The following is a 12,606-nucleotide window of genomic DNA, read 5'->3' on the forward strand; positions in this document are numbered from 1 at the left end:
GTTAGCCCATGGAACTACGTGAGTACTGGCGCATCTTCAAGCGGCGGGCCTGGATCCCGATGCTGCTGGTCGTGGTCACCGTCTTGACCGCCGGCGGGCTTGCCCTGCTCTCGAAACCCGAGTACAAAGCGACGGCCACGGTGACGGCTAAGTCCCAGGGGACGAGCAGCACTTCTCAAGTCTTGAGTTTTCCGGAGGTCGCAACCTCCAACACGGTCGCTCTGGCCGTCATCAAAAAGCTCAACCTCAACGAGACCGTCGACCACCTGACTCAGCGAGTCAAAGTCAGTTCTGGCCGCAGTGACCTCTACACCATCTCCATCACTGACCCAGACGGTCAACAAGCGGCCGGCATTGCAAACGCCGTTAGCCAGGAGGCGGCTGCGCAGTACCCCACGCTCAATGCCTCCGTTGGGAGCACCGTATTCGACCAGGACGTCCAGGCGGCTCGTATCGACTTCCAGAAGCGGTACGAAGACACGGTTAAAGCCCTGGTGACATTCCAGCGGCAGCACCCGAATGCCGCGCAGTCCGGGGACGTGAACCTTGTCGCGCAGGCCAGCAGCCTGGCGCTGCAGGAGCAGGCGGCAGCGACGGCCTACACCGACTTCGAGACGCAGACGACGAATAGCAGCGTGAGTCAGCTTTCGCAGGCGACGAGCTTTGGGGCGGCCGTAGTCGACCAGGCGGTCGCTAAGCCCGATACGAGCGCCCGTTACCTGAAGGTTGCTTATGCGGCGGCCCTGGCCCTCGTTATCGGCATCGGGCTGATCTTCCTGCTCGAGTACATGGACAACGCGGTTCGGGAGCCAGAGGCGGTCGAGGAGCTCATCGGATCCCCCGTTGTAGGGATCATCCCACGGGCAACCAGCCGCACGTTGCGGCCGGCAAGAGGAGGTGCAGCATGACCGAAAACGGCGAGCTCGTCCTGACCGAAGAAACGCTGAACACCCACTTTGCTGAGGCTTACCGCGCCTTGCGAGCCAACATCAGCTTCAGCAGCATCGATCGCCCTGTCAAGACGATTCTCGTAACGAGTGCATCTCCTCGGGAGGGAAAGACAACCACCGCAATCAACCTGGGGATCATCCTGGCCCAGGCGGGACCCCGGGTCTTGATTGTCGATGCTGACTTTCGCCGGCCATCGCTCCATCACATGTTTGGCTTCTCGCCCAATGGGAAGGGAGTGTTGCCCGGTCTATCGAATGTAATCGTCGGCAATTCCAAGCTGGCCGAGGTCCTTTTGCCGACGGGTTTTGATCGGGTGTCCTTCGTGCCATCGGGAATCGTCCCGCCCAACCCCAGCGAGTTACTGGGCTCACAGCGAATGCTGGCGGTGATGAGCGAGCTGGCCGAACACGCCGATTTTGTGGTGATGGATACCCCGCCGTGCCTTCTCTATGCCGACGCCGTCGTCCTCTCACCACTGGCCGATGGAGTTCTCTACGTCGTTCGCTCAGGACCGCAGGATAAAGCGGCACAGCGGCGGGTGCACAAGCAACTGCAGCAGGCAAAAGCCCGAATCCTCGGAGTGGTCTTCAACGATGCCGAAGTCGAGGAAACGGCTGGCAGCTACCACTATTACTATGCGGACGGCAATAAGCAGCGCCGAAAGTAGGGCGCTCCCTGCTGGGCTTCGGATTCGCCGCCGAAGTCAGCCCGTATGGCTGGGGGCGGTTGGGCTGGCAGCGGGTGGGCTGGTCCTTGGGACCATCCTTGCTGGTGCGCCTTCGGGTGCCATTCTTGGCACCGTTGCCGTATTGCTGGCAACCGGCGCCGCCATTTACCGCCCGGCTCTCGGCCTGGCGGTCCTAGCGTTCACCTATCCGTACGACCTGACGACGTACGCCGGGCCTGTCAAGCTCACCAGCTCTGCAGCGCTCTTGGGAGTTCTTGTCCTGGTCTTGGTCGGCCGCCAGCTCCTGAGCAATCCACCTTCTATCGTCCACACCCAGCTGGACATACCGGTCTTACTCTTTGCAGCCGCAAGCGTCGTATCGCTCGCAGGACTAACCGGAAATCTCAGCGTTCAGGTCGTTGCCCTACTGAAGGCATTCGGCGGATTCGCGATCTTCTTCATTGCCACTCAGACCGTACGCAGTCTGAGCGATGCCCTACTTGTGATTGGAAGCATCATTGCGACAGGGCTCGTTCAGGCGGTGCAGACATTGGTGCCGTTTGTGACTGAAGGTCAGGCCACCTCCGTGGACACACGCGCGACCGGAACCCTGATCGATGCCAATTTGTTCGCGGGCTACCTGGTGCTCGTGATCCCTCTTGTTCTGGCCCTAGGCTTGGCGTTTCACCACCGATGGGCGACACTGCCGACCATAGCGGCGACATTAGCGCTGACTGCGGCCCTGGCCGTTACGCTGTCTCGCAGCGGGTGGCTTGGACTGATCGTTGGCGCCCTGGTCCTGTGGCTTCTTCTTCGAGAACGGCGCTGGCGCATCGCCTCCGTCGCTGCTGCCGTAACCGCCGGCGTCCTCGCCGTCGGGTTGGCCGGGCCGATCGCTGCCCGGCTTGGGCCGTCTGATTCGGGACCGATGCAGATGCTCGCTGATCGTAGCCAGGTGTGGAGTGCGGCGATAAGGATCGCTATCGACCACCCAGTATTTGGCGTCGGCATCGACAACTTTCAGGACTTCTATCCGATTTACAGCGGTCGTGATGACGGGCTGAACCACGCACACAATCTCTTCCTCAACATGGCCGCCGAGCGAGGGATGCTCGGATTGCTCGCTTTTGGCGTCGTGCTTCTGTGGCTCCTTAAGTGTCTGGCCAGCGCCTTCACGGGCGCGAACACGCTCGCTATGCGTGCGATGGTCGCCGGCTTAGCGGCCAGTTTCGCGGCGTACATGGTCCACTCACTTTTCGACGTTTCCTACTACGACTACAAGGTGCTCTTGCTCTTCTGGCTGCTTGTTGGGCTTGTCGCAGCCATGTCGAGCAAGAGAGTCGCCGTAAATCGCTCTATCCGGATCGGGACTACCGGTTCCTTGGATTCTTAAGCTGGTTAACCTGCCGCGTCAACAGCTGCTTGAACTTTACGGTTGCGACGACGCCTTTAGGTTTGCTTGAAATGAGGCAACGGGCGGCCCACGCAGACGCTTCATTCAGGCTACCCGTAAAGCCGATTGGCTGGCACTTGGAAAGCCGTCAGCGACATGCCACCGGCATCACCGTCGTCGTTGCTGTCGGCGTTCTGCTGGGGACGGTGGCCATGGGTGGTGCCCAGGGATTGCTTATTTGGATCGGTCTAATGGCAGCTGGATTCATCTTTGCTTTTCCGCGTGCTGCCGTGCTGTTACTCCTGATCATGATGCCTCTTGATGTGCACGTGCCAAGCGGGTTTGTGCTCGACGCTGCACTCGATCCAGCGCGCCTCTTGGTGGTCGCGTCCGTTTTGATGCGGGCCAGGTGGCGCCGCGAGGTTCGAATCTCCAAGGGCGTAACCCTCCTTGCGGTCGCTTACGTACTTGCGGTGTGCGCATCACTCATTTACGCGCAAATCACACCGGCGCTTGGTGTCCCCTATGAGTCAGTGCGATACCTGTACAAGCTGGTCACTTATGTGGCCTTCGGGTATGTCGCGGTTATTGTCATAAGGGAATCGGGTCTTTTGAGACTGGCCTTTTGGGCGCTTTTGTTTGGCCTGATCGCAACCGACGTCTACGCCATCTACCAAATGGCCATCGGTGATTTCGGGATCATATTCCGGTTGGAGTATCCGCTCAGCATCAATCAACCCTGGATTGGGCGACCGACCGGGCTTCTGTCGCATCCAAACAATCTAGCGGGCTACATCAATCTGCTTCTGCCGATTGTCGCGGCAGTGGGAATATATGTAAGGGAATTCAGGGTGCGCGCAGCCGCCATAGGAGCCATTTGTTTGTCGGTTGCTGCTCTCTTCCTGACCCAGAGTCGGGGCGCGTGGGTTGCAGCTCTACTGATATTGAGCGTGCTTGTTTTTCGCGTGGCATCGAAGGGGCTGCGCGTCCCCCTCGGGATCTTGATGGCCCTGTCTGCCTTCGCGCTAGCCTTTGTTGTCCCAGCCACCTCGGCGAGAATTCAAGATGCCAGCGTGTCTCTGAACAGTCGGCTCGAAATTTGGAACGTTTTCAAGACGATGTTTTTATCGTCCCCTGTATTCGGTGTTGGCTTTGGTAGTTACGGCGTCCGTTTCTCCGCTGCGTCGTCACTCTTCTTCGACCCTAATGGTCCTCCAATACACGCCCACGACCTTTACTTACAAACGTTGGCCGAAACCGGCGTAATGGGCTGCCTTGCTTTGTTAGCTTTGCTAATTGCTGCGACGAGAGGGTCATGGGCACTGCAGCGCATAGCAAGAAATCGGGGGCTTCCTTTGGTCGCTGGGTTCTATCTCGGACTCAGCCTGTCTATTGTTGGGCTGCTGATTCACGGGCTAGTGGATGTGCTACCGGAATCGAGTCCACAGTTTGCCGCGCTGATGTGGATTCTGGTTCTACTTTCGGCCGGCACCCAAATCAGGCCAGAACGGGTAGCGATATCCTTCGCCGACGCGGACGTCCGAGAGCCTACCGAGGAAGGCAAGGCGGTCGGTGTCCTAACGCCCGGCTGGCTTCCAGGGTTCGACCGCAAGGGCAATCAAATGAAGTGCTCGTTGTGGCGTCGTGTCACATCGGCTCAGTTCCGCGACGAACGCCCCGGTTTCTGGGAGTCCTCGACTCGAGCGGCGTTGGTCGTCAGATGTTAGCCGAGGGATTCGCTTTCTGACCCCGCTAGAAATAAGCGGGCGAGATATTGGAGCACTTCAGCAGCTTGCCCTAGCTGGCATCGTGCGCCTCGCCGGTCGCGAAATCATCGTTAAGTTGTTGCAACTCGTAGGAAGCATCGTGTTGGCTAGGGTCCTTGCGCCTTCCACCTTTGGAATCTTCGCGATTGCCTACTTCGCAATCAATCTCTTTGCGGTATTCAGTGAGCTTGGACTAGGAGCTGCACTGATTCGCAAGCCAGGAGACTTGGGCCGGCACGAGCTCGAGGCCGTCTTTACCTGCCAGTTGGCTTTCATTTTGGGGCTAAGCTCCATTTTGTTCTTGGTGGCTCCGGTATTCGTGCTTGTTTACAAAGTCCCTAACGCCGTTTGGGTGGTTCGGGCCCTCTCCATAGCGCTGTTTCTAACCTCCCTGCGTACCGTTCCTGTCGTGATTGCGGAGCGACGGTTAGCTTACGGCCCGATCGCAGTGTCCGACTTGTCACGACATCTGACCTTCTGGGTGGTCGCTGTGCTCCTGGCCTTGGCTGGTTTCGGCGTGTGGAGCCTGGTCGCTGCCGTAATTGTCTCGTCGGGGGTAGGGACAGCCGTTCTGTACGCTAGGACGGGCTGGCGCCCAGCACTACGCTTCGAGTGGCGCCCAATACAGGAGAGCGTCCGCTTTGGCCTCACTTATCAGGGGCAATCAGCTACGCACTTTGCCAAGGACACTATCATCCCGGCGCTTGGAGGCTTACTTTACGGCAGCGTTGCCGTCGGTTACTTAACTTGGGCCGAGCAATATGCCTTCGTGCCCTTGTTATTGACCGGCCTCGTTGCTCGCGTGAGCTACCCTGCTCTAGCCCGCTTGCAAAATGATGCTCGGGCGTTTGCATCGATGCTGGAGTCCACACTTCGATGGACATGTCTTCTTTCCTTCCCCCTATTTGCCGTTATGGTGGGGCTTGCACCTCAGGTCATCGAGCTTGTCTACGGGTCCAAGTGGCTTCCAGCTCTACCATCCGCCTACTTGCTCTTTCTGAATATGGCGCTCGGAGTAGGAACTGGTGTACTAATGCCAGCGCTCTACTCTATGGGCAGAGCCTCCACGGGACTTCGAATATCTGTAGGCTGGATGGCCGCGACTTGGCTATTCGCATTGGTATTTGCTAGTCTCGGTGTAGGCTTCGCTGCACTGGCAGCGGCGTACGCTCTTGGGACGGTTTTGGCTTTGGCTGCAATCGTTCTCGCAGTACGCCGCCTCGGAGAGATTGACATTGTCGGAGCAACGCTACTGCCGGTCTCAGGTGCTGGGGTTATCGCAATCATGCTGCATCTTCTGGCTCCGTTGCTTGTGAACGACGTTGCATCTTTGGTTGTCCTCGGGGCCGTCGCAGCCATTCTTGGCTTTGGCATTAACCTGTGGGGGAAACGATTCGTTGCGTTTGCAGCCATTAAGTCTCTTCGAACGAGCAGCCTTGGCCGGCTATAGGGCTATGCCTTAGGAATGGCGCTATCCCTCATCATGCGGGCGACACGGGCTGCCTTTCAGTACGTGCCGATGCGCGGGACGACCCTGGTTCAGACAAAGGCCTTCGTTCGGAGCGTTCTTGAGCATATTGAAGCCTACCCAATATCAAGCGGGAACAAAGTCACTCACTTGCCCGAGCGCCTGCTTTCCGACATATTCCCTGGAATCGATGGGCAGACTGCACAGTTGGGTCATCGGTTTGAGCAGTGGGCGCTTCCCTACGGAGAGGCGTACGTACTGGCCGTTGTCGCTGCATATCTCCGGCCAAGGACCGTCTTTGAGTTTGGAACCTTCACCGGTGCCAGCACGTTATTGATGGCACAACATGCCGGCCCTGATGCCTGTTTGTTCACGCTCGATTTGCCGCCTGAGGATAGACGGTTCTGGTTACCAGGTACAGAGTCTCTGTCTAGGGAGGCGCAGAGGAAGCGGATAGGTGAGCGCTTCAGGGATACGCCGTACCAACGGCAGGTAACTCAACTCCATGGGGATAGCGCCACATTCGACTTCTCTCCATATCGTGGGCGAATCGATCTCGTTTTCGTGGACGCGGTGCACACATATGAATACGTAAAGAACGACACTCTAAAGGCGCTGGAGATGCTGTCGTCGCGAGGCACAATCATCTGGGACGACTGCTCGGCCGCTATTCCGGACGTACCGCGAGCCCTCGAAGTGTTCGGCGAGGCGATTCCAATCTATCGAGTCGCGGAAACGCGGCTTGCGGTTCACACGAGGCAGTCCCGTGATTGACCCGGTCCCCCATGCCAAAGCCTCCCGGAATGTGACCGCGTTCAAGTTGTTGTTCGTCACGAACGTATACCCTCCGATACGGCTTGGCGGCTATGAAGAGGTCTGCTTCGATTTCGCCCAGCTTCTTACACAGCGCGGACATAAGGTGACTGTTCTGTCGAGCACGTTCAGGGTACCGGAAGGAGGACTCGGCGGAGATACGGCCCTAAGGATGCTGCGAGTAAAGTCGAACTTCCGGTTGTCGAAGAAGAGGCGAAACGTCTTTGTCCTACTCGACAACCTCTTCACCGAATGGCACAACGCTCGAATTGTGCGAGAGGTTATCGCCCGTGAGGGCCCTACCTTCGTTGTTGTTTGGAACGGGGGATTCCTTGGGCGACATTGGCTAACGGTTGCCGAACGGTCCGCTTCAGTCGTTTACTACCTCCACGACACTTGGCTGGAACCAGCAATGAGGCCGATATTCCGTCCAGTTAGGCCCAAGGAGATGTCGCTTGCCAAATGGCTTTACGACACAGGACTTCGTCTTGTCTGCGCCCCCTGGAGTGGTTTCCTTGCGGACCGTACCATCTTCATCAGCCGAAGCCTTCAAGGCGAATACTCCCAGAGGGGGGTAAATGTTGGGAGAACCCCGGTACTTCATAACGGCATTTCGGATGAGCTATTCCCATTCAGAGCCCAGCACATTGTGGCGCGTACTGCCGGAGAGCCGTTTAGGATTATCTATGTAGGACGGATCGCTGCGTACAAAGGCGTGACGACCCTTGTGCGGGCATTGCAGAAGCTACGTGCCCTTCCTGGACTGGCCCAAGCTAGGCTTACCTTAGTAGGAGCCTTACAAGACGAAGCCTATGAGAGAGCGCTGCAGGAGCTTACCAGCCAACTTGGGCTCAACGGAGCTGTGGAATTGTCAGGCCAGTTGCCGAGGTCTGCGCTCTCGGAGGCCTATGCGCAGCACGATGTCTTCGCTTTCCCTTCGGAATGGAATGAGCCGTTTGCTCTAACTCTTTTGGAAGCTATGGCGACCGGAATACCCATTGTTGCAACTCTCCGCGGGGGCGCGGCGGAAATTTTGCGTGATGGCCACAATGCAGTTACATGCCGAGCCGGCGATGCCACGGATCTTTCGCAAAAACTCAGCTGGCTGTTGACTCATCCCACCGCAGCGGCAGCGATTGGGGAACGTGCCAGTCAACAGATTAGGCAGGACCACACGATTCAAGCTCAGGTTTCGTCATTCGAGTCATATCTGCAACGCCAGCGGGTTCGGCAAGCGGAGTTTGCTGCCATTTCCTTGGCGGCACACTGAACACTATCGGCGAGACGTCCTGACCGCCAATACTATTCGGGCCGTCCGGAAGGGCCCGGGTTAGCCGTCGTGCGACTGGCCATCGATGCACGACTTGCGGCGTGGAAGGAGCGTACCGGCACGGCACGGTACACCAGCAATTTACTGAGGGCGCTAGCTGAAGTAGATAAGGCGAACACATACTCACTGATCCTGACTCGCTCACGACACGGAATGCGCCAATTTAGTTTTCCTAATGCACCGAACTTCGAGTCGCGGTGGCTTCCTTGGGAGGATCGTCTCCATTCGGCACTGTGGCTCGCAGCGAGTTGGCCCTACATAGAATCACTTCTAGGCTCTGTAGACGTCCTTCACTTAACAAACGTGTCCTACGTCGCGAGCCGGCAAGCGGCACTTGTGATCACTGTGCATGACGTCACCTTCATAAGTAGCCCAGAGAACTATTCTCGCAAGGACCGTTGGTTCCATCGGACTGCCCTAAACAAAGCCCTTCAGCTGGATCCTCTGGTGATTGCCGATTCTGAATACACGGCGAACTCCCTGCACTGCGAAGTGGGGGTTGATACGAAGAGAATCCGAGCTATCCATTTGGCTCCGGATCCCATATTTGCGCCGGATGCGACGAGTGAGGACATGACGATCAGCCGCAAGTACAAGCTAGAGACGCCCTTCTTCCTATTTGTAAGCACCATCGAACCCCGCAAGAACTTATCGCGGCTGTTGACGGCGTTCCTAACTGCTCGCCGTCGAGGCCTTATTTGGCAACGCCTAATCGTTACGGGCCGTATTGGCTGGCTAGCCGACCCAACGCTGCGAGAGCTCAGGCGTGCTCAAACCACCGGAGAAGTGGAGCTTGTTGGGTTCGTCGACGACAGCGTACTGGCTTGTTTCATGCGTCAGGCCGACGCTCTCGTCTACCCATCGCTTGAGGAGGGGTTTGGCCTCCCGGTACTCGAGGCCATGACATCCGGTACACCGGTGGTCACCTCTAATGCGGGAGCATTGCCAGAGGTCGCGGGGGAAGCAGCTATGCTCGTGGACCCACTTGATCCTTATGACATTTGCCGAGCTTTAGTGCTCTTAGGGACCGATCCGAAAAGACGTGAAGACCTAAGAGGATTAGGGCTGCAGCGGGCCCGGTCCTTTACCTGGCGCAAGACTGCCGAACAGACTCTGGCCGTTTACGAGGAGGCGACAGTTGCGGGCCGTGGGCGACGCCATGGGCAGTAGGATCGCTCGGCTGGCAACAGTTAGCGCTCCGCCTAGGGTGTAGTTTCGACCAGCATTGTTGACAAGAACCTGGCCACCCAACAGGGGTGTGGGGTCTGCGGGGATTGTAGAAGCGAAGCCAGCGGGGGAGCAGGCGCTGCCGGATCGCATCGCCGGAATAGAAGCGGGCGTACGCCCATTCCTGAGCAGGGTTAACCGACCAGAGCGTTCTACAGCGCAGTCAAATGCATTCGCCATTGCAGTAGACATGGACGCGACCGCCCACCTTGTGCTTGCCTCAGGTGTTGCGACCACAGAACTCGCAGAACAGCCAGGGACGGCTGGCGTAGTCCCGGTCAGACGTAGTCCCCAGCAAGGGCGTGCTGGTAAAAGCCCATCGCTGGCGATTCCATTGACGCGTCATCACATCCATCTCAATCAGAGCGCGACGTCGAGATCAGCGCGGGCCCGTTGCAGACTTGATGGCCGGGGAAGGTAGTGGCAAAGCCAACTGGAACGGAGATTTGGGATCGCTGGGCGAAGACCGATCCGCTGTGGGCGATCCTGAGCTGGGACGGCAAGCAGGATGCCTGGAAGTGGGAAGACTTCATGGCGACTGGCCGAGATGATGTCGCGCGTTTCCTGAAGTTCATTCACGACTTAGGCTTGCCGCTGCGCCCTGAGCGCGCGCTGGACTTCGGATGTGGCGTCGGCCGCCTCAGTCGCGCACTCGCCGAAACCTTTGCTCACGTTGAAGGCGTGGATGCGAGCACGGATCTGATTCGGCTTGCCATCGCGCATAACGACCGTCCGGGCCGCATCGCCTTCCGAGTCAATGACCTGACCCTTCCCTTTCCCAACGAGTACTTCGATCTCGTGTTTTCGTGGCTCGTCCTTCAGCACATTCCGCCAGGCGAGCAGCTGCGGTATCTGGCCGAATTCGCACGGGTCGTCCGGCCGGGTGGGCTCTTGGCCTTTCAGTTCTACGGTTTCCCGGTTAGGTTCCGCGGTCGAGTCGGCGCTGCACTCCCACGCCCGCTTATGGCCCTCTATCGAACGCTCCGGTATCAAGCGCGGCGAACCGACGTCTACAGCTTGCACCCAGACCGGGTACGTACCCATCTCGCCAAGTTCGACGTTTCGATTGCGGGGGAACGGCGAGAACACGATCATCGTGGGGCTTATGCCAGCTACTACTTTGTCGCTCAGAAACTTCTCCATGACCCCTAACCCACCGTCACTCGCCGTACCATTTCCAGGTCGGCGCCCCGGAGCCGTAGGTTGGCGTAAAGGTTGAGTTCGCCGGGATGCGCACCGTCCCCGTCTGGCTGGCCGGGATCACCATTAGGGCGCCGTCACCGCATCCACCTAGTCAGCGCCCCGACGCCGTTTGTGATATGGGCCACCACCTCGACTCCGGCGTTGTTCGTGACCGGGACCGTCGTGGCCGGGAAACCGGGCGTCGGGACGGCGCCGACCGGGCTGAAGCCGTTAACGGCACGGGCATAGCTTCCCGCTGCGATCGAAACCTTGAGGCATAGCGATACGTGCGCGTAGCAGTTTTGGCTAGGGAAGGCGAGACCTACACGGGTCCCGGAACCTATCGTGACGTTGTCGTGGCCGCGATGGGAAAGAAACACGACATCAAGTTAGTTGGTTACCGCGAAGCCTTTGAGGGGTCCTGGGATGTGGTGCACCTTCTCGATATCCATTGGGGCGATCCGGCGCTCCTCTCTCGACTCAAGAAGCCACTTATCATCGACGTGCACGACTATTACTGGACTAGGTCTTTTCTATATCCGGCACCAGACTTGCCGCTCAGATGGCTGAATGGCATCCATTTGCGGGAACGTTATGGCCGGCTAATCCGCCGGGCTGACCTCCTGATCACGCACAGCGACTACGTTAGCGCGCGGCTCGATCACGCCCACGTTCTGAATGTGGGCATGGGCATAGACGTTACCCGGTTCAACACCAAGACAGATCACGCAAGCCGCCAGGCGATTGTCCTTTTTGCTGGAAGCAATTACTTTCGTAAAGGTCTTGTCACGCTATGGCGCGCCTTGCCGCTGGTACGCCGCCATTGCCCTGCGGTACATGTCCTCATTGCTGGCTACGAGCGTCCGCACACTCTGTTCCTAGCCCGCCGACTGTTGAGCAAATCCCCTGCAACAATCTTGGGTCCGATATCGGCGACTGACCTGGCGCTGCTCTATACGCGAGCGAAGGTGCTCGTTCTCCCTTCCGAGATTGAAGCGTGCGGTATTGCGCCGCTGGAGGCGTTAGCCGCCGGAACGCCCCCCGTGTGCTCAACAGCCGGCGGAATCCCGGAAATGATCGAGCATGACGTAACCGGCCTATTGTGCGCCCCTGGCGACTATCGAGCGCTGTCGCGGCACATAGTCAGCTGCCTGACCGACAGCGATTTGGCCAATCGACTGATCGAGAATGGACGGAAAGCACTGAGTGGCAGGCTGTCACTAGGAAACATGGTCGACAAGATAGAGGCCGCGTATGTCGCTGCGCAAAAGGTGGCACAATCCAGGGCTTGAGTGATTTGGGCGGTTTGTGGTGAGAGTTCTCTGTATTACGAACCACCCGATCGAAGACGCGAGTTGCAGATACCGCATCTTCGAATACCTGCCACATCTAAGGAGACTCGGGTTTGACGTCGAGGTGCATCCGTTTACCGACCCGGGTCTGTACGCCCGCATACACCAGACTGGCCATCCGTTCTCGAAGCTTGCCCGATTCGGGTGGTGTACTTTTCGTCGTCTCGCGCGCCTGCCGCATATTCGAAATGCAGACGTCACCCTACTGCATAGAGAGGCATTCCCGTTCGGCCCACCCTTGCTGGAGGCCTTTATTACTCGGTACTCGCGGGCATCCATATTTAGCTTTGACGACGCGCTTTATGCCCCTTATCCTTACGCGACCGGGGCGCGGCGCCGTCTTCTATATCGCCTTAAGTACGGCCGCAACCTAGCCCGAGTCCTTAGTTCTAGTTCGGCGGTTATAGCAGGCAATGAAATCTTGGCACAATACGCTAGGCGGCATAACCAGCGCGTC

General features: G+C 58.2%; 10 protein-coding genes. All 10 read left to right on the forward strand.

The window, feature by feature from the left end; translation table 11 throughout:
* Window positions 1–8 precede the first annotated feature (8 nt).
* The 10 genes from VHK65_10730 to VHK65_10775 all read left to right on the forward strand — a co-directional run bounded on the left by VHK65_10730 (window position 9) and on the right by VHK65_10775 (window position 12,089).
* Window positions 9–908: a Wzz/FepE/Etk N-terminal domain-containing protein gene (locus VHK65_10730; GenBank protein HVS06624.1), complete on the forward strand. Its 900-nt coding sequence runs from the start codon at window positions 9–11 to the stop codon at window positions 906–908.
* Window positions 905–1,618, forward strand: coding sequence for a CpsD/CapB family tyrosine-protein kinase (locus VHK65_10735; protein HVS06625.1), 714 nt, complete (start codon window positions 905–907; stop codon window positions 1,616–1,618). The genes VHK65_10730 and VHK65_10735 overlap by 4 nt, the downstream gene beginning before the upstream one ends.
* A 265-nt stretch (window positions 1,619–1,883) precedes the next feature.
* The gene (locus VHK65_10740; GenBank protein HVS06626.1) at window positions 1,884–3,011 is read left to right on the forward strand and encodes an O-antigen ligase family protein; all 1,128 of its coding nucleotides are present in this window, start codon (window positions 1,884–1,886) and stop codon (window positions 3,009–3,011) included.
* 71 nt (window positions 3,012–3,082) lie between these two features.
* On the forward strand, window positions 3,083–4,738 hold the full coding sequence (locus VHK65_10745; GenBank protein ID HVS06627.1) for an O-antigen ligase family protein: 1,656 nt from the start codon (window positions 3,083–3,085) through the stop codon (window positions 4,736–4,738).
* Window positions 4,739–4,820: 82 nt separating this feature from the next.
* Entirely contained in the window at window positions 4,821–6,227 is a 1,407-nt protein-coding gene (locus VHK65_10750; protein ID HVS06628.1) for an oligosaccharide flippase family protein, read from the forward strand.
* Window positions 6,228–6,242: 15 nt separating this feature from the next.
* Window positions 6,243–7,019: a class I SAM-dependent methyltransferase gene (locus tag VHK65_10755; protein HVS06629.1), complete on the forward strand. Its 777-nt coding sequence runs from the start codon at window positions 6,243–6,245 to the stop codon at window positions 7,017–7,019.
* 31 nt (window positions 7,020–7,050) lie between these two features.
* Window positions 7,051–8,328: a glycosyltransferase family 4 protein gene (locus VHK65_10760; GenBank protein ID HVS06630.1), complete on the forward strand. Its 1,278-nt coding sequence runs from the start codon at window positions 7,051–7,053 to the stop codon at window positions 8,326–8,328.
* 69 nt (window positions 8,329–8,397) lie between these two features.
* Window positions 8,398–9,558: a glycosyltransferase family 1 protein gene (locus VHK65_10765; protein ID HVS06631.1), complete on the forward strand. Its 1,161-nt coding sequence runs from the start codon at window positions 8,398–8,400 to the stop codon at window positions 9,556–9,558.
* A 477-nt stretch (window positions 9,559–10,035) separates the two neighbouring features.
* The gene (locus VHK65_10770) at window positions 10,036–10,767 is read left to right on the forward strand and encodes a class I SAM-dependent methyltransferase (protein HVS06632.1); all 732 of its coding nucleotides are present in this window, start codon (window positions 10,036–10,038) and stop codon (window positions 10,765–10,767) included.
* A 395-nt stretch (window positions 10,768–11,162) separates the two neighbouring features.
* A complete protein-coding gene (locus VHK65_10775) occupies window positions 11,163–12,089 on the forward strand; it encodes a glycosyltransferase family 4 protein (protein HVS06633.1) in 927 nt (308 codons plus the stop codon).
* Window positions 12,090–12,606: the final 517 nt, after the last annotated feature.

The organism is Candidatus Dormiibacterota bacterium (genome assembly GCA_035544955.1).
Taxonomy (GTDB): domain Bacteria; phylum Chloroflexota; class Dormibacteria; order CF-121; family CF-121; genus CF-13.

Excerpts from the sequence above, each read along its gene's own strand:
- VHK65_10755 (HVS06629.1), top strand. The coding sequence starts at position 6,243 with ATGGCGCTATCCCTCATCATGCGGGCGACACGGGCTGCCTTTCAGTAC.
- VHK65_10745 (HVS06627.1), top strand. The coding sequence starts at position 3,083 with ATGAGGCAACGGGCGGCCCACGCAGACGCTTCATTCAGGCTACCCGTA.
- VHK65_10730 (HVS06624.1), top strand. The coding sequence starts at position 9 with ATGGAACTACGTGAGTACTGGCGCATCTTCAAGCGGCGGGCCTGGATC.
- VHK65_10735 (HVS06625.1), top strand. The coding sequence starts at position 905 with ATGACCGAAAACGGCGAGCTCGTCCTGACCGAAGAAACGCTGAACACC.
- VHK65_10775 (HVS06633.1), top strand. The coding sequence starts at position 11,163 with ATGGGAAAGAAACACGACATCAAGTTAGTTGGTTACCGCGAAGCCTTT.